Genomic DNA, 19897 nt, shown 5'->3' with positions numbered 1-19897 from the left:
CCATACGAGCCGTCGCCGGAACCGATGAAGTTCGAGACGTTCGGCGAGGGACAGGACCTCCTGTTCCTGATGGGGTGGGGAAACAAGCTCGACGGCGACAACGAGCGGTGGTTCGTGGATCGGCTCGTCGAGGCCGGCTATCGCGTCCACGCGGGGCAGTTGCCGACGAACATCAGCGACTTCGAGGCGCAATATCTGGCGCCGACTCGTGAGTACCGTGACGAGCACGCACTGCAACTCGCACCCGTTCTCAGCCACAGTACCGGTGGCCTCGTCGCGGCGTCCCTCCGACCGAAGGCGGCGATCTACATGAGTCCGTGGTGGGGATTCTACGGTGGAAAGCTCAGGAAGACGCAACTGCGGATCGTCGCGGCGCTCCCGACCGACAGGCGGCTTCTTCCCATCGACTTCGGCCGCGAGGAACTCGGGTCGCTCGTGACGGAAGCACAGTGGCAGGACCTCCCGTCGAAGGTCAGTCCATCGTTCATCCGTGAGATTCGCGATGCGCAGGCGTCGATGCCCGAAATCAGTGCCGACGCGCGAGTGTTCTGCTCGCTCGCGGACACCGTCGTCGGACTGCAGGCGATCGGGTCTCGGGTCGAGCCGACACAGGTCACCCTCTACGACGGCAAACACGAACTGTTCTCGTCGGCCGGCCGCGAGGACAACACCGAGGCCGTCGTCGACGCGCTCGACGAGATCGCGTGACCCGTTAGAGAATGATCTTCCCGAAGGCGCTGGCGACCAGTTCGACGGCGAGTTCCGCGGTCTGATTGTGCTGGTCCAGGATCGGGTTCACCTCGACGAGTTCGAAGCCGCGGAGGCGGTCCGGCTGTGAGAGGTGCTTGGCGATCAGTTCCATCGCAGCGTGGGCTTCGCGGTAGGAGACGCCGCCACGGACGGGCGTGCCGACGCCGGGGGCTTCCGTGGGGTCGAGCCAGTCGAGGTCGAGACTGACGTGGACGCCGTCGGTGCCGTCCGTCGCGACGCCGATCGCTTCCTCGACGATTTCGGTCACGCCGCGGTCGTCGATGTCAGTCATCGTGTACGCTGAGACCTCGCTGTCACGGATTGCAGGGCGCTCCTGCTCGTCGATGTCGCGCAAGCCGACGAGTGCGACGTTCTCCTCGGAGACGTTCGGCGACGGTGCCCAGTCCGTCTCGGCGAACTCGCCGATGCCCAGGATCGCGGCGAGGCTCATGCCGTGGACGTTGCCGCTCGGCGTCGTCGTCGGCGTGTTGAAATCGCCGTGGGCGTCGAACCAGATGACGCCCGTCGATTCGTCGCGGGCGACGCCGCTCGCAGTCCCGATGGCGATGGAGTGGTCGCCGCCGAGGACGAGCGGGAGGTCGCCGGCGTCGACCGCATCGGCCACCTCGTGTGACAGTCGCGTGCAGACCGTCTCGGTCTCGGCCAGGAACTTCGCGTCGCCGGCCACTGGCGCACCGGCGTCCGGATCGGTCTCTTCCGGCCGTGGGACGTGAACGTCGCCCCAGTCGAGACACGTCGTTCCCATCGCTTCCAACTCCTCGGCCAACCCGGCGTAACGGATGGCGGACGGCCCCATGTCGACGCCGCGCCGGTCGGCACCGAGGTCCATCGGTGCGCCGATGATCCGTACGTTCCTGTCCATCACTATCGAGACTCTCGCGAACGTACAAAAGTCGCCTGTCCCGCGATCCGTCTCCGGCTCAGTTGGTGTACTGCGCGCAGACGCGCTCGATGCCCTCGGCGAAGTCGATCTGGGGCTCCCAGCCGGTCGCCTCGTGCATCTTCGAGGGGTCGGCACACGTGTCGTGGACGTAGACGTCCTCGGGGATCGGATTCTCGACGTACTCGGGGTCGATGTCCGTTCCGAGTTCGTCGTTGAGCATCTCGACGACCGTATTGAAACTGTACGCCTCGCCGGTGCCGAGGTTGTAGATGCCGGTCAACTCGTGGTCGGCGGCCAGTTCGAGTCCCCGAACGATGTCGCTGACGTGCGTGAAATCTCGCGTCTGTTCCCCGTCGCCGTACAGGACAGGTGCGTCGCCGTTCGCCATGTCGTCGGCGAACTGAGCGATGACGTTCGCGTACTCGCCTTTGTGTTCTTCGGCACCGCCGTAGCCCTGATACACCGAGAAAAAGCGCAGGCCGGCCATGTTCATGTCGTGATAGTTCGCGAAGTACTCGCCGTAGCGCTCGCGAGCGAGTTTCGACGCTTCGTATCCCGTGTTGACCGCGACCGGCATGTCCTCCGGGGACGGCTCGGTCCGGCTGCCGTAGATCGACGACGTCGAGGCGTACACGACCGTCTCACAGCCGTCTTCGCGGACTTGCTCGACCGTGTTGACGAACCCCTCGACGTTGACCCGGGCGCCCAGTTGCGGGTCCTCCTCGTGCATGTTCAGCGAGGAGAGGGCGGCGAGGTGAAAGCACACGTCTACGTCGGACGGGAGGTCGTCGTCCAGCACGCTCGCCTCGACGAACTCCACGTCCTCGTCGAGATTTGCCGGTGTTCCGAGATACCCGTCGTCCAGTGCGACCACGTCGTTGTCCGCCGCGAGGTGATTGGCGAGATTCGAACCGATAAATCCTGCCCCACCAGTGACGAGTACGCGTTTACCCTTCATACATCCGACACGCAACGGGATGAACTAATGTGTATCGCTTCCTCGTTTCGTCTGACCGCGATTCCGCCTGTTCGTCGGTCTGTTGTCGCATATTGGATACGTGGAACGATACTCATTTATCCGCCGGGTTTAAGGAAAACTACCACGAACGTTCCATCATGTCATCAATCGAACTCACCCCGAGCCAGAAGAACATCCTTCAGGAACTAGTCAACCTTTACAGAGAATCCGAGTCCGCCGTCAAAGGCGAAGACATCGCCGAGCAGGTAGATCGGAATCCGGGGACGATCCGTAACCAGATGCAGAGTCTCAAAGCGCTCCAACTCGTAGAGGGTGTACCTGGCCCAAAAGGTGGCTACAAGCCGACTGCGAACGCGTACGACGCATTGCAGGTCCAGGACATGGACCAAGCGGCCGACGTGCCGCTCGCGCACAACGGCGAACCGGTCGAGTCGGCGAACGTCGAGGAGATCGACCTGACGAGCGTCCACCATCCGGAAGAGTGCCGCGCGGAGATCAAGCTCCAGGGATCGATCTCCAACTTCCACGAGGACGACACGATGACCGTCGGTCCGACGCCGCTCTCCAAACTCCGGATCATCGGAACAGTCGAAGGGAAAGACGACACCAGCAACATTCTCATCCTGACCATCGACGACATGAAAGCACCCGTCGGCGAAGTCCAGAAGTAATCGATCGAGCCCAGAATCGGCCGCTCGACCGACTCACTGACACTCGTTATCGCACCTCTTTGACAGTGTTTGATTTGATACAGATTCACATGCGCTGTTCGGCGCGGCCGTAAATATCACCGGTTAGAGCCGGCCTTCCTTCGGTAACAACTGCCGATTGTTACGTCACGATTTCAAAGCCTTTGTATCAGGTGGCGCCAGAGTGGCACCTATGACAGAGAACGTAGTCGTACTCGGGTCGGGATACGCGGGTGCGGGTGCCATCAAGAGTCTCGAATCGGAGTTGGGGAACGAAGCGGATCTCACGTGGGTCTCGAACGTCGATTACCACCTCGTTCTCCACGAGTCCCACCGGTGCATCCGCGATCCCAGCATTCAGGAGAAGATCAGTATCCCCGTCGACGAGATCAAGGCGCCGAGCACCCGCTTCGTCCAGGGCGAGGTCGTCGACGTCGAGACCGACGAGCGGACCATCGAACTCGACGACGACTCGACCATCGACTACGACTACCTCCTCGTCGCGCTCGGCTCCCAGACCGCCTTCTTCGGGATCGACGGCCTCGAAGAGTACTCACACACGCTGAAGAGCCTCGACGACGCGCTGGGCATCCACGAGGACATCAAACAGGCCGCCCGGTCCGCCTCGCAGTCCGATCCCGCACAGATCGTCATCGGCGGTGCCGGCCTCTCCGGCATCCAGACGGCCGGTGAGGTCGCCGGCTTCCGCGAGGATCACCGCGCCCCCATCGACATCCACCTCGTCGAGGGTCTCGACGAAATCTTCCCCGGGAACGATCCCGAAGTGCAGGCCGCACTCCGCAAGCGCCTCGAAGACCGCGACGTCAACATCATGACCGGCGAGTTCATCGGCGAAGTGGACGAGGAGACCGTCTACATCGGCGACGACGTCGAACTCGACTACGACGTGCTGGTCTGGACCGGCGGGATCACCGGCCGCGACGCCGTCCAGGACGTCGACCTCGAGAAAGACGAGCGCAACCACCGCATCCACACGGAGATGAACTTCCAGACCGAGGACGAGCGGGTCTTCGCCATCGGTGACTGCGCCCTCATCGACCAGCCCGGCGAGAACCCCGCGCCGCCGACGGCCGAGGCTGCCTGGGAGGCCGCCGACCACATCGGGAAGAACATGGCCCGCCAGATGCGCGGCCAACCCCTCGAAGACTGGACGTTCAAGAGCAAGGGGACCGCCATCTCCGTCGGTCACGACGCCGTCGCCCACGACGTCATGATGATGCCGATGGACACCTTCGGCGGCTTCCTCGCCCGCAACCTGAAGAAAGCCATCGCCGCTCGCTGGATCGCGTCCATCACCGGCCCAGGCCGCGCGCTCAAGGCCTGGCCGGACATGTAGTACCTTTTTACTTCGAGGGGTTTCCTCGGCCGACTTCGTCGGCCTGCGGGAACCCCTCTCGCAAAAATCTACGCTAAAAACGGCCGACGGCTCACTTCGTTCGCCGTCGGTGAACCGCGCTCGCTACGCTCGCGCGGATGCTCGTGTTTATATTAGATTTGGTGCGGGGAAATTATCATGTACAATGAGCGCAGACGCTACCTGAAGGAGGCAGCCATCACCGCCGTGTGGGGACTGGTCCTCGGTGTCGTCTTCTTCATACTGTCCTCCGATCCACGAGCGACGTGGGTCGACGCACTCGTCGACATCGTTGGCCCTGCGACGGGACTCGGTGGTGGCACCCTCTTCGTACGGACCGCACAGCGCCACTACGAACGGGAATCAGTCGAGCCCTAATCCCGCGTGCCACTCTGCGGCTCCCGACTCGGTCACTCTGTCGTCCATCTTCGCCAGCAGATGCGTCGCCAGACTCGCAGTTTTCGCGGCCTTTCGCTCGCCTTCGGTCCGGAACTCGCCGGTCACGCGGTTCGCGTAGACGGTACAGACCGCCCCTGCACGGAGGCCGTAGAGGTTCGCCAGCGTGAGGATCGTGCTGGCCTCCATCTCGAAGTTCAAGACGTTCGCGGCCCGGAGTTCCTCGATCAGTTCGTCGCTGCCGCGGGCCTCGAACCCCTCGAAGCCGGGACGGCCTTGCCCTGCGTAGAACGAGTCCGTCGAGCAGGTCAGGCCGACGTGATAGTCGTAGCCGAGTCGTTCGGCTGCGGCGACGAGCGCGGCGACGACGGCGTGGTCGGCAACGGCCGGGTAGTCCTCGCGAACGTACTCGTCGCTGGTTCCCTCCTGCCGGACGGCTCCGCGCGTGATGACGAGGTCACCCACGCTGGCTTCCTCGCGGATGGCTCCACAGGAGCCGACGCGAATGAAGGTGTCAGCACCGACTCGTGCCAGTTCCTCGACGGCGATCGCGGCCGAGGGGCTGCCGATTCCCGTCGACGTTACTGAGATCGGCGTTCCCTCGTAGGTACCAGTCGCGGTCCGGTACTCGCGGTGCTCGGCGACGACCTCGGAGGCGTCCCAGCCACCGGTGATCTTCGGGAGGCGCTCCGGGTTCCCGGGCAGCAACACCGTCTCGGCCACGTCGTCGGGACCCACGTCGAGGTGGTACTGGGTCTCGTCGTTGGGGTCCTCGCTGTCCAATTCGTCGGCGGCAGTGGCGTCGTCGGTCATTGCCCGAGCATCTCCTTCGTGATCGTGTTCGGCAACAGTTCTCCGAGCGTGTACTCGACCGGTTCGTCGGCGTCGTCACAGACGATGGGGAACGACTCGTCGCAGAACTCCGCGAGCGTCTGGCGACACATTCCACACGGGGTGACGCCGTCGCGCTCGCTCGACGAGACGGCCAGCCGCTCGAACGACCGATGGCCGCGCTTGACGGCGTCCGCGATCGCTACCTCCTCGGCGTGCAGACTGTTGCTGTAGTTCGCGTTTTCGATGTTGCAGCCGGTGTACACGGTGCCGTCCGCGGTTTCAATGGCCGCACCGACGCGGTACTCAGAGTAGGGCACGTACGCGTCGTCCATCGCGTCGCGCGCCGCCTGGAGGAGTTCGTCCATGGCGGGACGTCGAGCGGCCGGGCCAAATAGTCTCGGCTGCGCCGAGGTGTCGGGGCGAGATCGAGTACCGTAGCGCCTACCCGGCGACCTCGTCGATCGTCCGTTCGATGACCGATCTCGCCTCGGCGACGAGGGCGTCCACCTCGTCGCTCTCGGCGTACATTCGAACGTACGGTTCCGTGCCGCTCGGGCGGACCAGCAGCCACGACGCGTCGTCCCACGCCAGTCGAACGCCGTAGTCGGTCGAGACGGCGGCGTCCGAGAACGCCTCGGGCAGCCGGGTTTCGAGCGTTTCCATGACTGCCGCCTTCGACTCGTCCGGACAGGCGAGGCTCTCTTTCCGGTAAGGCCGTTCGGTGACCGGCGCTCGCAACGCGTCGAGTCCCTCTGCCGCGACGAGCCGTGCGAACACCGCCGCACTGGCGACGCCGTCGATCCAGCCGCCCAGGTCTGGATGGACGTGTTTCCAGGGCTCTGCGGCGAAGACGACGTCCGTCTCCTCGTCGGCGTTCGCCTGGACCGCTGCGATCCCTTCGTGGAGCCCACCGAGGTGGACTCGCTCGACGCGCCCGCCTGCGGCCTGAACTCGCTCGTCGATGCGAGCCGAGGCGTTCGGCGTCGTGACGACGACCGGATCAGACCGCTCGCTCTGGCGGACGTACTGTTCCGCGAGGATTGCGAGGACAGTGTCTTCGTGGACGACGCTCCCGTCCGCTGCCACGACGACGATGCGGTCGGCGTCGCCGTCGTGACCGATGCCGAGTTCGAACTCGCCCGCCGACACGAATTCACGGAGGTCCGTGAGACTCTCGGGCGTCGGTTTGCTTTCCCGTCCCGGGAAGTGCCCGTCGACGTTCGCGTTCAACGCGACCACGTCGGCGCCGAGTGCCCGCAGGACCTGCGGGGTCGCGACGCTGGCCATCCCGTTTCCGCAGTCGACGGCGACGCGTACCCCATCGAGCGGTGCACCGAATCCACTGGCGTACTCGATGACGGCCTCACGGTACGCGTCGAGCACGTCGACCGTCGTCGACGTTCCCCACTCGTTCCAGGGCGCCGGTGCGGTTCCCTCGTCCACGCGATCCTCGATTCGCCCTTCCGCGACTGAATCGTACTCTCTCCCGTCGACGAACAGTTTGAGTCCGTTGTCCGTCGGCGGGTTGTGACTGGCGGTGACCATGATTCCGCGGCGCCCCCGCGAGGCGAAGGCGAGCGCCGGCGTCGGGAGCGGTCCGGCGCGGCGAACGGTCGCCCCGCCGCTTTCCAGACCCGCTTCGATCGCCGCGGCGAGTGCCGATCCCGTCTCTCTGCCGTCGCGTGCCACGACGAACTCCCGGTCGTCGACGGCTGCGGCCTGCCCGACCGCGAGCGCGAGCGCCGGCGTCACCGTCTCAGTGACGGCGCCCCGAATGCCTGCCGTGCCGAAAAGGTCCATACGGGGCCATCCAGTGGCATCTACTTAGGTGCTGGCGAAAGTGGTGATGCGATACCGCCAGCCAGCTAGAGCTCGACGCCACTCGGTATCAGCGAGTGGTGACGGAGGAGGCTGCCGTCCTGGTCGTACACGAGGAGCGTCCGCTTTTCGGCCTCGAACAGTTGCTCGCCGTTGCGCTCGATCAGAACGCTGTACCCTTTGTCCGTGTCGTTGGTGGCTTCGCCGTACGCCCGTGCAGCGTCGATGAGCGTGAGGATCTCCGTGGCGTCGGCGTTGACCTCGAGGACGAACTCGCCGGTCATCCGGTCGGCGATCGAAAAGACCCCACTGGCTCCGCTGTCGTCCACCGGCGTCTGAAATCGGAAGGCGACGTCCACTGCCGTCTCCGGTGTGAGGCGCGTTTCGAAGGCGTCGGACGGTCCGTTGTACTCGACGTGGACCGTCGGTTGGCCGTCGGCCGTGTCCTCGACGTTCCGGAGCCCGAGGGTGAAGTAATCGCGCCTCATTCCCACTCCAACATACGGTTTCCGGAGCAATGAACGTAACGCCCGGTTGTGAATTCACACCCCACCGCCGACTGGGGTAGGTTTTAGGGACGGCCGCTCGCAGGACGGATATGGTCTGGGTCAAGTCGGAACTCGCTGAGGAACTGGCGGTGGTCGCGGCCTGGCTGTCCGCCCTCATTCCGTGGTCGATCTCGGTATCGCTGGGCGAACTGGCAGGCGGCTCACTCGTCGAATTCCACTTCCCGTTCTTCCTCGTTCGCTTCCTGTTCGGTCTCGAGGTGCCTGCACCGAACCCGCTCGTCCTGTTGCCCTGGGAGGCCGTGGCGTTCTACGGCGACGCGCCCGGGCCATTGCCGTTCATGGTCTGGACCGTCGGCGCAGCCGTCGTGGCGCTGGCCGTGGTGCTGAGCGTCGGGATGTACGTCTTCGAGGCCCGGTTCCAGCGAGCGTCGCTCGACCCCGTCCGGGTGATGGGCGGGCTCTTGCTCGCCGCGGCGATCCTCCACACCGCCGCCAGCGCGCTCCTCCAGTTCGGCGCGCTCCCGGTCGACTCGGTCCCCTCGGACAGTTTCCCCGGCATTCTGATTCCGATCGGCGTCGTCTTCCAGTTCGCGTTCGCGTACGTCCTGTTGCGGGTCGACCGCGTCGACCGTTCGACCGCTGACGAACCGGGCGAGCGGGCTGACGAGCCGGCCTGACGACGGGTTGCAGACGACGATCTGGAAACGAGTGTCGATTTTAAGTAAGTGGGGTTGCAATCGGAGGATAAGACGGCTGTCCGCCCGACGTGGCGGGTGCCACCCTAGCGATGTCACGTGAGGATACAGGCGACGACGGGACCGACTTGGGCCGCATCGGCGAAATTCGGCACTGGCTGGGCCGAACGGCGGAACTGCTCCGCGGCTCGACGATCCCCGTCCAGAACTACGACCCGGACAAACACGGTCGCCTCCTCTCGTTCAGCGGACTCTCGGGGTACGAGGAAATAGACAGATACTGGCTCAACGCACCCTTCTCCTTCGTTTCGATCAACTACGACCACGACGACGACAAACACCTCTATCACGTCGTCGAACCGGACCTGGACGACCTGGAGGTCGAACTGCTCGATCGACTCTTCGACGACATCCGCGAGCCGCTGCTGTACCGCGACGAGGTCGCCGACGACCCCGAAGGTGCCCTCAGAGACGAACTCAAGCTCAGGCTCGAAGAGTACGGCGTCGACGTCGGCATCGAGACGTTCTACCGGCTGTACTACTACCTCCACCGGCGCTTTCACGGCTACGGGAAACTCGACCCCATCATGCACGACCCGCACGTCGAGGACATCTCCTGTGACGGCCCCGGGCTCCCCATCTTCGTCTACCACGACGACTACACGGACGTCGAGACGAACGTCAGCTACGGCGATCAGGAGCTGAACAACTTCGTCATCCAGTTGGCCCAGCGGTCGGGCCGGCACGTCAGCGTCTCGGACCCCGTGGTCTCGACGACCCTCCCGGACGGCTCGCGGATCGAACTCGCGCTCGGGGAAGAAGTGACGCCGCGCGGGTCGGCCTTCACCATCCGGATGTACGCCGACGAGCCGTTCACGCCGATCGACCTGCTGGAGTACGGGACGGCCAATCTCGACATGCTCGCCTTCCTCTGGCTCTGCATCGAGAACAACAAGTCGCTGCTGTTCGCCGGCGGGACTGCAGCCGGGAAGACCACGTCGATGAACGCCGTCTCCATGTTCATCCCGCCGCGGTCGAAGGTGCTGACCATCGAGGACACCCGCGAGTTGTCGCTGTACCACGACAACTGGCTCTCCTCGGTGACGCGAGAGCGGCTGGACGACGACGACATCACGATGTACGATCTGTTACGGTCGGCGCTCCGGCACCGGCCGGAGTACATCGTCGTTGGGGAGGTGCGTGGCGAGGAGGCCATCACGCTGTTCCAGGCGATGAACACCGGTCACACCACGTTCTCGACGATGCACGCAGACAGCGTCCAGACCGTCATCAACCGCCTGGAGAACGAGCCGATCAACGTCCCGCGGCCGATGGTCCAGTCGCTGGACGTGCTCTGCGTGCAGGTCCTCACGCGGACGCAGGGCGAACGCGTCCGGCGGATGCGGACGCTCGCGGAGATCGAAGGGATCGATCAGCGGACTGGCGAACTGGACTACTCGAACACGTACAACTGGAACGCGACGGCGGACACCTTCTCGGAAACGGGCAGCGCATTGCTCGACGACATCCGCGACGAACGGGGCTGGACCCAGTCGGAACTGCTGCAGGAAGTCAAAAACCGGAAGCGGTTCCTCCGGTATCTCCAGGACGAAGACGTCAACGACTACAGGCGGTTCACGGCGATGGTGAACAAGTACTACGCGGAACCCGAGGAGGTCATGGACCGAATCGACGCCACGGGAATCGAACTCCAGGGGTAACATGGTGTCTCCGCTGGCTCTCCTTCCGTTGCTCGTCGCCCTCGTACTGGTGAGCCTCATCGTCGTCGCCGGGACTAGCGCCGGTGCGAACCGACATTTCAAGCGAATCGCACGGGTGCTGTTCGGTCGGTTCGTCGACGAGTCCCACCTCGAACGAAAACGACTGTTGCAGTCGGCGTACGTGGCTGAAACCTACAACGTCTACGCGGCGAAATCCTACCTGTACGCCGTTCTCATCGCTATCGCCGGCGGTGTCATCGGCGCGTACGTGCTGGGCGGACTGGTCCTGGCCGTCCCGCTGATCGGGGACCTGGTCGCTGGCCTCCCCAACACCATGACCGCCGCGCTGGGGCAACCCTCCACGTGGTCGGTCGAACTCTCTGATTCGGGTTGGCTGGTTCTCATGATCGGTGGCGGACTCGTCTCGGGGATTCTCAGCGGCGTCGTCAGCTACTCGTTGCGGTGGCGACTGCTCGCGGGCAGAGCAGAAGCCCGTCGCCGGCGGATCAACGAGAGCCTTCCCCGGACCGTCGCGTTCCTCTACGCGCAGTCTCGGGGTGGCATGGCGTTTCCGGCGATCATGCGCACGCTCGCCACCAACCGGAACGTCTACGGGGAGACGGCGGCCGAGATCTCCGTCGCGGCTCGGGAGATGGACCTGTTCGGCACGGACATGATCTCCGCGATCAAGCGGATGGCCCACCGGACGCCGAGCGAGGATTTCAAGACGTTCAGCGAGAACCTCTCGAGCGTCCTCCAGAGCGGACAGAACCTCCCCAGTTTCCTCCACGACCAGTACGAACGCTACCAGGAGGAGGCCGAAGAACGCCAGGAAGAGATCCTGGAACTGCTCGCGACGATGGCCGAAGCGTACGTCACGGTGCTGGTCGCCGGGACCCTCTTTCTCATCACCGTCCTGCTCGTGTTCGGGCTCACGACCACCAGCACGCTGGGCATCCTCCAACTGCTCGGGTATCTGGCGATTCCCCTCGCCAACCTCGGGTTCATGGTCTTCCTGAACCAGCGCCTGGAACTGCTCGGCATCGGGAACGAGAGCGACGCGTCGGCACTGGACGAGACGGAACTGCTCGCTGACACTGACGTCTCTGCCCGCGACCTGCAGGCGACGGACGGCGGGACGACGCCGACGCTCGCCGACAACCTGGAACGCCTGGAACTGTACGACCGATTGGAACGGATCCAGCGCATCATCCGTCGGCCGCTGCAGGTGGTCTTCTGGAACCCGACGTCGATACTGTACGTGACTGTACCGCTGGCGCTGTGCGTGACCGTCGTTCGACTGCCGACGGCGTTCACGGGCATCGGTATCAACGTCCGTGCCCTGGACGACATCGTCATTCAGGCGCTCCTGTTCGTCCTCGGCACGTACGCCCTCGTCAGGTTCGTCTACAAGCGCCGAATCAACCGGATCGAGTCGGCCAGTCCGGAGTTCCTGGAACGGCTCGCGAGCCTCAACGAAGCCGGCATGTCCGTCGTCGAGAGCTTCGACCGCGTCAGAGGGAGCGATCTGGGAGCGCTCTCCGAAGAACTCGAGCGCATCTGGGCCGACATCACGCTGGGCGCGAACGTCGAGGACGCGCTCGTTCGGTTCGGCCGACGCGTCCAGACGACGCCGATCACCCGCGCCGTCACGCTCCTGAGTAACGCGATGCGCGCCAGCGGGAACATCGGCCGCGTGCTACGCATCGCGGCGACACAGGCCAGAGCCGATCTGCGGATGAAACGGCAGCGTCGCCGCCAGATGCTCACGTACCTGGTCGTCATCTACGTCTCGTTCCTGGTCTTTCTGGTCATCATCATCGCCGTCCAGGAGGTGTTAGTTCCGAGTCTCCCGGACAGCGTCCCGACGCCCGACAGCAACAACCGCCTCGGGGTGAACGCGGACCAGATCACGCGCTTCGGCGAGGTCAACAAGGCCGCGTACACGCTCGTCTTTTTCCACACGGCGTTGATCCAGGGCCTGCTGTCGGGACTGATCGGGGGCCAGATCGGTGAAGGGACCGTCAGGGACGGCGTCAAGCACGCGTTCGTCCTGCTCGGCGTCGCCTACGTCGCGTTCATCCTGCTGTCCTCGCCGGTCGCGTCCATCCAGTTCGAACAGCAGTTCGGCGGCGAAACGGTCACGGTCGACTCGGTGTCGCTCTCGGACGGCGGCTACGTCGTCCTGCACCTCTACACGCCCACCGGCGATGTGATCGGTCGCAGCCAGTATCTCGAACCCGGCACCCACGACGACGTCGAAATCAGGGTGAACCGGGAGTTACCGGACGACGTGACCGTCGTCGCGGTCCCGCACCTCGACACGAACGACAACCAGCAGTTCGACTACGCGGGCGGTGAGACGGATCGGATCTACCCACCCCGAATCGAGGCGGTGAAAGCCGAAGCCGAAATCCAGTGATCGCCGACCGTCCGGCGCGTCGCCGAGCGGAACGCACTTCATAGCGCGCTCGTAACCGCCGGTATGGACGACCAGCCGGGCCGCGACGGCGTGCGGGACACCTACGACCGCATCGCCCCGCACTTCTCGCAGACCCGTGAGTACCCCTGGCCGGAGGTCGAAACGTTCCTGGAGGGGATCGGCCCGGTCACCCAGGCGCTCGACGTCGGCTGCGGGAACGGCCGGCATTCGGAACTGCTCGCCAGCGACGCCGAGCGAGTGCTGGGTCTGGACGTGAGTCACGGTCTCCTGGACGAAGCGCGCACTCGCGTCGACGAAGCGGACGTAGGTGATGCGGTCGCCCTGGTACAGGGCGACGCGTCGACGCTGCCCCTGTGTGCCGAGACAGTCGACGTTGCGGTGTACGTGGCGACCCTGCACCACCTCCCAGAGCGTCAGCTTCGGGTCGCGAGCCTGGACGAACTCGCCCGCGTGCTCGCCGCGGACGGGCGGGCACTGGTCAGCACGTGGAGCACGGCGCACGATCGCTTCGACGCCGACGAGGGGTTCGATACGACCGTCGATTGGACGCTTCCGGGTGGTGAGTGTGTGCCTCGCTACTATCACATCTACGACCCCGAGGAGTTCCGCGCGGATCTGGCCGAGAGCGCCCTCGAACCGCTCGACGTGTACGTGTCCAGCGGGAACTGCTACGCCGAAGTCACCGCGCCCGAAAAGGGAAACATCCATAAATAGGGGCCAGGTAAGAGAAAACAAGCCTTCGTGGTGCGGTACGGAGGTGCGGAAAACCAAGTGAGCGCCTGTGTTGAGACGGACCGAGTCCGTCGATGCTCGGCGCGAGTGAGCAAAGCGAACGAAGCGCCGGTGTCTCACCGAGCGAAGTGAGGTGAGGCTCGGGGCGCAAACGAAGTGAGCGCCGGTGGTCTAGTGGTAGGACCTGAGCCTTCCAAGCTCATGGCCCGGGTTCAAATCCCGGCCGGCGCATTTTCCGAGCGAAGCGAGGTAAAATCGCCAGAGGGATTTGAACTACGCGAGACGATCGAAGCGAGTCTCGCCATCGAGTTCACAATCCCGGCCGGCGCAGCGCTGCAAAGAGAACTACTTAGATGAAGTCGCCCTCAGCGAGCGCGAAGACGACCACACGTTTGTAGAGGAATTCTTTGGGCGTCCACGCTCGGGACAGGTCCAGCCGTTCGAGATACGGCGCGGCCTCGTCGGGAACGGTCAGTGCCGTGCGAACGCTCCCGTAATCGTCGATCTCCGGTGGGAACGCACTGAAACTCTGCTGCAGATCGCGGAGCGCTTTGGTGAGCGTTCGCTCCTCCTCGGTGAGGGCGGTCCCGTACGGGAACGTCGGCAGCAGGTCGTCGAACGGTGCCAGCTGCTCCTCGATGGTCTCGGGGTAGTTGTTCCGGTACTGCTCGGGCACCGTCCAGTCTTCGGGGAGTTTGCCGGCCGATTTGGCCTGCTCGACGAGGTCGTCCTGGAACCGCGAGTCGGCGATCTGGATCATCTCTTTGATCACGTCGGCGTCGCACTTGTCGCGGAGGTCGGCCACGCCGTACTCGGTGACCACGATGTCGCGCAGGTGGCGCGGGACCGTTACGTGGCCGTAGTTCCAGACGATGTTGGACTCGGGGCCGTCGTCGCCGTCGTGGACCGCCCGAATCATGACGATCGAGCGGCCGCCGTCGAGTTCGTGGGCCATGTTGACGAAGTTGAACTGGCCGCCGACGCCGCTGACGACCTGGTTGTTTTCGAGGCCGTCCGAGGCGACGCCGCCAGTCACGGTCGCCTTCATACCGGTGTTGACGAACCGCGCGTCCGTGCGTTGCAACCGCTTGAGTTCCTCGTCCCCGTACAACTGATTGGTGAACGTCACGCTCTGCATGCTGATCTCGCGGCGACGGTCCTCGTCTATCGCCCTGATTCCCTCGTAGAACTCGTTCGACCCGAGGAAAAACGCCGCGTGGAGGACCGACCCGTTCGCGAGAGCGTCCCCCAGTGCGCGCTCCTCGATCGTCTCCCGAGCGGCCGGTTCGGAGAGGTCGGCCGGCACGGACGCGCCGTCGACGCGGATCTCGCCGTCGTCGTACTCGACGTCCTGGCGGAAGATCCCCCACTCTTTGAGGTAGTCGACGTGGTCCTGGGTCAGGTCCGCGTCGATCAGGCCGGCGGCGAGTAGTTCGTCGAGGGTCTCGCCGTCGATCCCGTCGCCGAGGCGGTCTTCGGCGACGAGCCGCTGGATGTCGACGTCGTCGTACACCGCGCGGCTCAGCACGCCGCTTTCGTACAGATGGAGGAAGGCCTCGACGAACATCTCCGTGGCACCGTACAGCCCCTCGTCGAGGGTATCGAAGCCGCCGTACTCGTCGACGAGGTCCGGACAGTCTTCGTGGACGCCGAGCGCGTCCAGGAGATCGCGATACGAGTCGTTCTCGTGGTGCCGCAACTCGGTGGCGTGGCCGATGGCGTCGCCGAGCGAGCCGATGCCGATCTGGAGCGTGCCGCCGTCGCTGAGCAGCGAACTGACCCGGAGACCGATCGCGTGGTCCTGCGGAGAGACGGGCATGTTCGGTGGGCCGAACAGCGGGAACTCGTACGCCTCGCCGTCGAGGACGGCGTCGAACGTCTCCTCGGGCACGGGCGCGTCGCCGTACATGAACGGCATGTTGCGGTTGACCTGGCCGACGATCATGACGTCGCGATCCTCGGTCCGTCGATGTTCGCGGAGTCGCTCGATCATGTCGCGAGTCAGGTCCGTGTTCGAACCGAGGTTGAAGTGCCGATCGCCCGCTACCTCGCCGACGCCGACCTGTTGGAGGAGGAGATTCACGTCGGCTCGCTCGGTCGCACGCAGCACGTGCGTGTAGTTCACGCTGTGGTGGTACTGCTGGGCAGCCGGATTACCCAGGTGTGCGCCGGGCTGATAGTAGAACTGATGGACCTCGACGTTGTCCGGGAGGTCACCCTCGCCTAACAGCCGTTCGTACTCGAGGTTCGGATAGTCGCCGAACACGCGGTCCGCGAGCGGTTCGACCAGTCGGCGCTCTAGCTCCGAATCCCAGTCGGGCTTCGAGAGGGTCAACGCTGTCCAGATCGTCAGCTCGATCTCGGGGTCGTTCACCGCACGCCTCGTCAACTCGTTGAGAACGTGGTTTGCCTTCCCCAACCCGAGCGGCGCCCCGACGACGATGTCGCCGTCCAACTGCTCGACGATCGCGTCGACGCAGGCCTCGACGTCGTCGTAATAGGTGGTCACAGATTGTGACCGTGGGTACGGAGACTGATATAACAACCGAAGCAACTGATTTTGCGATTGTCACTAACTCAGTGCAAGCGAACACGAGTGATCCGACGATAGCGGCTCCTCTCCGTGGAATCGCAGCGAACGGCCGACGTCTCGAAAACCGAGCGCCTCAGCGCTCGACGCGTTCCCACGTGTCCGAAGTGATCGTGGCGTCGTCGGCGTCGGGGTAGTAAATCGACAGTCTGCCGTCTTCTTCACTCGCTCTCAGATCCGGTGCGTTGTCGAACTCGCGGTCACGAACGGGCTGGGTCAACGGGCGGTCCCGTTTCGGGAACCCCTCCATTGACGCCGTCCCGAGTTGCGGCAGCGCAGGTCGGTCCTGCGCGTCTTCGTCGGCAACCTCGCCCGGCAGTCGATTGCGCCGATCGACCGACTCGTCGTCGATCCTGAAAGCCCGCCCGAAGTCGAGACCCGAGAACACAGAGAGACGGCGACGGACTCCAGCGACGAACGAGTGAGCGGCCCCGACCACGTTCGTCCAGAGGGACGCGCCCGCTGTCGATTCGTCCGCGTCCGAGGAATCGCCCTCGAAGGGCTGTTGGGTGGGCGTGTTACCCATACACACAGATAGGTGCGGCACTACAAAACGGTTGTGACCTGTCGGATATTCGTCTGCTATCGCCCCGAACAACAACGTTATGGTGGCAGTCTCCGTGCCGGTGGACACAGTGAGTGAGGAACGCACGGCCCTCGGTCAGGCGGCGGACGATCGGGTGCAGATACTCGACGCCGACGGTGCTGTACTGGACGACGCTGCGGTCCCCGACCTCGCAGACGACCAGTTCGTCTCGATGTATCGCGAGATGTGGCTCGCTCGCCACCTCGACGAACGGGCGATCAGCCTCCAGCGACAGGGTCGACTCGGAACGTACCCGTCGCTGGCTGGCCAAGAGGCGGCGCAGGTCGGCTCGACGCACGCGCTCGCCGACGAGGACTGGATCCTCTTCCAGTACCGCGAGCACGGCGCCGTCGTCACCAGAGGCCTCAGCCACGAGTACCTGCTCTACTGGATGGGCCACGAGAAAGGCAACGAGTGGCTGGCCGAGCGGAACGTGTTTCCACTCAACATCTCGATCGGGAGCCACCTTCCCCACGCGACGGGGATGGCGTGGGCGTCGAAACTAAAGGGCGAGGACCGGGCGTTCGTCTGTCACTTCGGCGACGGCGCGACCAGCGAAGGCGACTTCCACGAGGCCTGCAACTTCGCCGGCGTGTTCGACGTGCCAGCCATCTTCTTCTGTAACAACAACCAGTACGCTATCTCGATGGGCCGTGGGAGACAGACGGCGAGCGACACGATCGCTCAGAAGGCGTCAGCCTACGGGTTCGACGGCATCCAGGTCGACGGCATGGACCCGCTGGCCACCTACGAGGTGACGCGCCAGGCGGTCCAGAAGGCCAAAAACCCGGAGGAGGGTCAGATGCGGCCGACGCTCGTCGAGGCCATCATGTACCGCTTCGGCGCGCACACGACGGCGGACGATCCGTCAGTGTACCGCGACGACGAGGAAGTCGAACGGTGGAAGCGCTGGGACCCGCTCTCCAGGATGGAGGGGTTCCTTCGCAACCGCGGGCTCGTCGACGACGAGTCGCTCGACGCCATTCACGAGGAGTGTCGTGAGGTCGTCGCCAACATGATCGACGAGGCGATGACCTACGAACCGGACCCCGAGCAGTTCTTCGAGCACGCCTACGCAGAGCCGACGCCGCGCGTTCGCGAGCAACGCGCCGAGTTCCAGCGACTCCGCGAGCGTCACGGCGACGACGCGTTGCTCGAAGACGAGTAGACAGTCAGTCTGCCGTCGCTTTCGCCGTCTCCGGTGCTGGTTCGATTCTGTAGAGGAACACGAACACGATCGCACCGACAGTGATGAGCAGGCTGGCGGTCCAGAACGCGGTGAACACGTCCGTGGCATCCCAGAGGACGCCGACCGTGACGGGGCCGACCACCTGACCGATCTTCCACGCGATCGAGCGCAGCGACATGCTCCCGGCGACGGCCTCGAAGTGTTCCCCCTCTTCGACGAACAGCGCCATGCTCGCGGGAAGACGGATGCTGTCGGCGACGCCACAGACGGCGAAGGCGGCGAAAAGCGGGAAGAACGCGGGCGGCAAAGTGACCACCTGGCCGACGGCGGCGACTGTCACGGGCGGGAAGAGGCCCGCCGCGAACTCGGCCAGCGGGATGAGCGCGGTCCCGAGCGCGTAGATGAGTGCGCCGGCCAGGACGAACAGGTGTTTCCGGCCGATCCTGTCCGTGTAGTCGCCGACGACGCCTTGCGTGATCGTCTTCGTTAGCTTGCCGCCCGCGAGGATGCCGCCGACCAGGACTGGCGACATGCCGAAGTTCGTCCGGGCGTAGATCGGCAGGAAGATGAGCACTGCCATCTTCCCGAAACTGAGCCCCAGGCGGAAGATGACCAGCGCGCGAATCGCCGCACGGCTCAGTAACGACCTGAAGGTCTCGATGCCGTCGGTCTCGTCTGGGTCCGTTTTCCCACCCGGATTCTCTCTGAGGTAGAGCAGCACCATGACGCCCGAGGAGACGGTGACCGCAGCGAGGACGGCGTAGGTGAACGTGAATCCGTACACCGTCAGGAGGAGGCCGCCGACGAGATCGCCCGCGAGACTGGAGAACGCGCCGACCTGGTTGTACGTCCCGAGCCACCGGCCCCGGGTGTCGTCCGGACTGATCTGGCCGGTGACGGTCGTACCCGTGATCCAGAGGATGCTCGCGCCGACCCCCTGCACGACTCGCACGAGGAGGACGTGGGAGACGGTCGTCACCAGCGAGAATCCGACGAACGCGAGGACGTTGACGCCGAGACCGATCAGGAGGATTCGTTTCGCGTTCCCGGTGTCGATCTTCCGGCCGAGCGGGAGGACGATGAGCAACTGGGTGAACGCGAAGACGGTCCCGAACAGGCCCTCGACGAACCCTGTCGTCTGGAACTGGTCGGCGTACAGCGCCAGCGCGATGATGATGGTGGAGTAGGCCTGACTGCGCGCGAACGCGGTGCTGGCGATGGCGAGGAACTCGCGGTTTCCGAACAGCGAGAGTGCTCCGCGGCCGTCACCAGTCACGACATCGAAAGGCACGCAATCGACGCGATAAGGCGTTTCGTCTCGGTCGCTTGCTGAGTCGTGGTACCACCTCGCGTCCACGGACGACGTTTTTACGACTCGTCGTCAACTGCTTCGTATGAGTGAGCAACCGGCACCGTATCAGCACGTCCAGCCGACGGCGGAAGCCGACGTTCAGGACGGCGTGTATCGAGTCGTCGGGACGCCCGACGGTGAAGTGACCTTGCTTCGGGTGACGAACGCGGCTGGCCACCGACGACACACGGGCACGGTCGTTCAGGTGTCGTCGTCGACGTTCAAGACGGCGTTCGAGCCGGCATCGAATCCCGATTCGGGGTTCAGCCTCTCTGCCATCGTCGACCGCGTCGTGACGGGCGTCAAAGGGGTGTACTGGTTCGTCCGTCCCTGAGG

The 19897-nt window shown here is 64.5% G+C and carries 19 protein-coding genes and 1 tRNA gene; 11 read left to right on the top strand and 9 right to left on the bottom strand.

Annotated features, from left to right (window positions below):
* Window positions 1-24: 24 nt before the first annotated feature.
* The gene (locus MU553_RS00260) at window positions 25-708 is read left to right on the top strand and encodes a lysophospholipase (RefSeq protein WP_247372806.1); all 684 of its coding nucleotides are present in this window, start codon (window positions 25-27) and stop codon (window positions 706-708) included.
* A 4-nt stretch (window positions 709-712) separates the two neighbouring features.
* Here the strand turns inward: MU553_RS00260 and rocF are convergent, their stop codons facing one another.
* Both rocF and MU553_RS00250 read right to left on the bottom strand, forming a co-directional pair.
* Window positions 713-1633, bottom strand: a complete 921-nt coding sequence (rocF, locus tag MU553_RS00255; RefSeq protein WP_247372803.1) for an arginase — start codon at window positions 1631-1633, stop codon at window positions 713-715.
* A 58-nt stretch (window positions 1634-1691) separates the two neighbouring features.
* Window positions 1692-2612 carry an NAD-dependent epimerase/dehydratase family protein gene (locus MU553_RS00250; protein ID WP_247372763.1) on the bottom strand — a complete coding sequence of 307 codons (921 nt, stop codon included), beginning with the start codon at window positions 2610-2612 and terminating at the stop codon, window positions 1692-1694.
* 158 nt (window positions 2613-2770) lie between these two features.
* Between MU553_RS00250 and MU553_RS00245 the strand changes: the two genes are divergently transcribed.
* The 3 genes from MU553_RS00245 to MU553_RS00235 all read left to right on the top strand — a co-directional run bounded on the left by MU553_RS00245 (window position 2771) and on the right by MU553_RS00235 (window position 5075).
* Window positions 2771-3304 carry an Rrf2 family transcriptional regulator gene (locus MU553_RS00245; protein ID WP_247372741.1) on the top strand — a complete coding sequence of 178 codons (534 nt, stop codon included), beginning with the start codon at window positions 2771-2773 and terminating at the stop codon, window positions 3302-3304.
* Between the two features lie 211 nt (window positions 3305-3515).
* Window positions 3516-4679: an NAD(P)/FAD-dependent oxidoreductase gene (locus MU553_RS00240; RefSeq protein ID WP_247372716.1), complete on the top strand. Its 1164-nt coding sequence runs from the start codon at window positions 3516-3518 to the stop codon at window positions 4677-4679.
* 177 nt (window positions 4680-4856) lie between these two features.
* A complete protein-coding gene (locus tag MU553_RS00235; protein ID WP_247372713.1) occupies window positions 4857-5075 on the top strand; it encodes a hypothetical protein in 219 nt (72 codons plus the stop codon).
* Here MU553_RS00235 and MU553_RS00230 read toward each other — a convergent pair.
* The 4 genes from MU553_RS00230 to MU553_RS00215 all read right to left on the bottom strand — a co-directional run bounded on the left by MU553_RS00230 (window position 5061) and on the right by MU553_RS00215 (window position 8233).
* Entirely contained in the window at window positions 5061-5906 is an 846-nt protein-coding gene (locus MU553_RS00230; RefSeq protein ID WP_247372710.1) for a nucleoside phosphorylase, read from the bottom strand. The two genes, MU553_RS00235 and MU553_RS00230, sit on opposite strands and share 15 nt — an antisense overlap.
* Entirely contained in the window at window positions 5903-6292 is a 390-nt protein-coding gene (gene cdd / locus MU553_RS00225) for a cytidine deaminase (RefSeq protein WP_247372707.1), read from the bottom strand. The genes MU553_RS00230 and cdd overlap by 4 nt, the downstream gene beginning before the upstream one ends.
* Window positions 6293-6368: 76 nt before the next feature.
* Window positions 6369-7727: a phosphohexomutase domain-containing protein gene (locus tag MU553_RS00220; protein WP_247372688.1), complete on the bottom strand. Its 1359-nt coding sequence runs from the start codon at window positions 7725-7727 to the stop codon at window positions 6369-6371.
* A gap of 65 nt (window positions 7728-7792) precedes the next feature.
* A complete protein-coding gene (locus MU553_RS00215; RefSeq protein ID WP_247372680.1) occupies window positions 7793-8233 on the bottom strand; it encodes a DUF5793 family protein in 441 nt (146 codons plus the stop codon).
* Window positions 8234-8343: 110 nt separating this feature from the next.
* Between MU553_RS00215 and MU553_RS00210 the strand changes: the two genes are divergently transcribed.
* The 5 genes from MU553_RS00210 (at window position 8344) to MU553_RS00190 (ending at window position 14076) form a co-directional block, all read left to right on the top strand.
* A complete protein-coding gene (locus MU553_RS00210) occupies window positions 8344-8931 on the top strand; it encodes a DUF7549 family protein (protein ID WP_247372672.1) in 588 nt (195 codons plus the stop codon).
* A gap of 110 nt (window positions 8932-9041) precedes the next feature.
* Complete coding sequence (locus MU553_RS00205; RefSeq protein WP_247372669.1) at window positions 9042-10670, top strand: type II/IV secretion system ATPase subunit; 1629 nt, start codon at window positions 9042-9044, stop codon at window positions 10668-10670.
* A 1-nt stretch (window position 10671) separates the two neighbouring features.
* Entirely contained in the window at window positions 10672-13092 is a 2421-nt protein-coding gene (locus MU553_RS00200) for a type II secretion system F family protein (RefSeq protein ID WP_247372666.1), read from the top strand.
* 63 nt (window positions 13093-13155) lie between these two features.
* Window positions 13156-13827 (top strand): class I SAM-dependent methyltransferase, encoded by a 672-nt coding sequence (locus MU553_RS00195; RefSeq protein ID WP_247372663.1) that lies wholly within the window; start codon window positions 13156-13158, stop codon window positions 13825-13827.
* 178 nt (window positions 13828-14005) lie between these two features.
* Window positions 14006-14076: transfer RNA gene (locus MU553_RS00190), tRNA-Gly, on the top strand.
* Window positions 14077-14194: 118 nt separating this feature from the next.
* Here the strand turns inward: MU553_RS00190 and MU553_RS23710 are convergent.
* Together MU553_RS23710 and MU553_RS00180 are read right to left on the bottom strand one after the other, a co-directional pair.
* Window positions 14195-16354 carry an acetyl-CoA hydrolase/transferase C-terminal domain-containing protein gene (locus MU553_RS23710; RefSeq protein WP_247372660.1) on the bottom strand — a complete coding sequence of 720 codons (2160 nt, stop codon included), beginning with the start codon at window positions 16352-16354 and terminating at the stop codon, window positions 14195-14197.
* 157 nt (window positions 16355-16511) lie between these two features.
* A complete protein-coding gene (locus MU553_RS00180; RefSeq protein WP_247372657.1) occupies window positions 16512-16961 on the bottom strand; it encodes a hypothetical protein in 450 nt (149 codons plus the stop codon).
* A gap of 79 nt (window positions 16962-17040) precedes the next feature.
* Here MU553_RS00180 and pdhA point away from each other — a divergent pair, with 79 nt between their 5' ends.
* Entirely contained in the window at window positions 17041-18189 is a 1149-nt protein-coding gene (gene pdhA, locus MU553_RS00175) for a pyruvate dehydrogenase (acetyl-transferring) E1 component subunit alpha (RefSeq protein WP_379814330.1), read from the top strand.
* Window positions 18190-18193: 4 nt separating this feature from the next.
* On the opposite strand, the gene MU553_RS00170 is transcribed toward pdhA, so the two are convergent.
* Complete coding sequence (locus MU553_RS00170) at window positions 18194-19486, bottom strand: MFS transporter (protein ID WP_247372632.1); 1293 nt, start codon at window positions 19484-19486, stop codon at window positions 18194-18196.
* Window positions 19487-19604: 118 nt separating this feature from the next.
* Between MU553_RS00170 and MU553_RS00165 the strand changes: the two genes are divergently transcribed.
* Complete coding sequence (locus tag MU553_RS00165; RefSeq protein WP_247372629.1) at window positions 19605-19895, top strand: hypothetical protein; 291 nt, start codon at window positions 19605-19607, stop codon at window positions 19893-19895.
* The last annotated feature ends 2 nt before the right edge of the window (window positions 19896-19897 follow it).

It is taken from the genome of Halorientalis brevis, assembly GCF_023077655.1.
Note: the sequence above shows the minus strand (reverse complement) of the source record. Positions and strands in the feature narration are given on the sequence as shown.

Bases quoted from the DNA above. Each gene is read 5' to 3' on its own strand.
- MU553_RS00205 (WP_247372669.1), top strand. From the start codon at position 9,042: ATGTCACGTGAGGATACAGGCGACGACGGGACCGACTTGGGCCGCATC.
- MU553_RS00200 (WP_247372666.1), top strand. From the start codon at position 10,672: ATGGTGTCTCCGCTGGCTCTCCTTCCGTTGCTCGTCGCCCTCGTACTG.
- MU553_RS00240 (WP_247372716.1), top strand. From the start codon at position 3,516: ATGACAGAGAACGTAGTCGTACTCGGGTCGGGATACGCGGGTGCGGGT.
- MU553_RS00210 (WP_247372672.1), top strand. From the start codon at position 8,344: ATGGTCTGGGTCAAGTCGGAACTCGCTGAGGAACTGGCGGTGGTCGCG.
- MU553_RS00260 (WP_247372806.1), top strand. From the start codon at position 25: ATGAAGTTCGAGACGTTCGGCGAGGGACAGGACCTCCTGTTCCTGATG.
- MU553_RS00230 (WP_247372710.1), bottom strand. From the start codon at position 5,906: ATGACCGACGACGCCACTGCCGCCGACGAATTGGACAGCGAGGACCCC.
- cdd (WP_247372707.1), bottom strand. From the start codon at position 6,292: ATGGACGAACTCCTCCAGGCGGCGCGCGACGCGATGGACGACGCGTAC.
- rocF (WP_247372803.1), bottom strand. From the start codon at position 1,633: ATGGACAGGAACGTACGGATCATCGGCGCACCGATGGACCTCGGTGCC.
- MU553_RS00195 (WP_247372663.1), top strand. From the start codon at position 13,156: ATGGACGACCAGCCGGGCCGCGACGGCGTGCGGGACACCTACGACCGC.
- MU553_RS00180 (WP_247372657.1), bottom strand. From the start codon at position 16,961: ATGGGTAACACGCCCACCCAACAGCCCTTCGAGGGCGATTCCTCGGAC.
- MU553_RS00250 (WP_247372763.1), bottom strand. From the start codon at position 2,612: ATGAAGGGTAAACGCGTACTCGTCACTGGTGGGGCAGGATTTATCGGT.
- MU553_RS00215 (WP_247372680.1), bottom strand. From the start codon at position 8,233: ATGAGGCGCGATTACTTCACCCTCGGGCTCCGGAACGTCGAGGACACG.
- MU553_RS00165 (WP_247372629.1), top strand. From the start codon at position 19,605: ATGAGTGAGCAACCGGCACCGTATCAGCACGTCCAGCCGACGGCGGAA.
- pdhA (WP_379814330.1), top strand. From the start codon at position 17,041: ATGGTGGCAGTCTCCGTGCCGGTGGACACAGTGAGTGAGGAACGCACG.
- MU553_RS00220 (WP_247372688.1), bottom strand. From the start codon at position 7,727: ATGGACCTTTTCGGCACGGCAGGCATTCGGGGCGCCGTCACTGAGACG.
- MU553_RS00235 (WP_247372713.1), top strand. From the start codon at position 4,857: ATGTACAATGAGCGCAGACGCTACCTGAAGGAGGCAGCCATCACCGCC.
- MU553_RS00245 (WP_247372741.1), top strand. From the start codon at position 2,771: ATGTCATCAATCGAACTCACCCCGAGCCAGAAGAACATCCTTCAGGAA.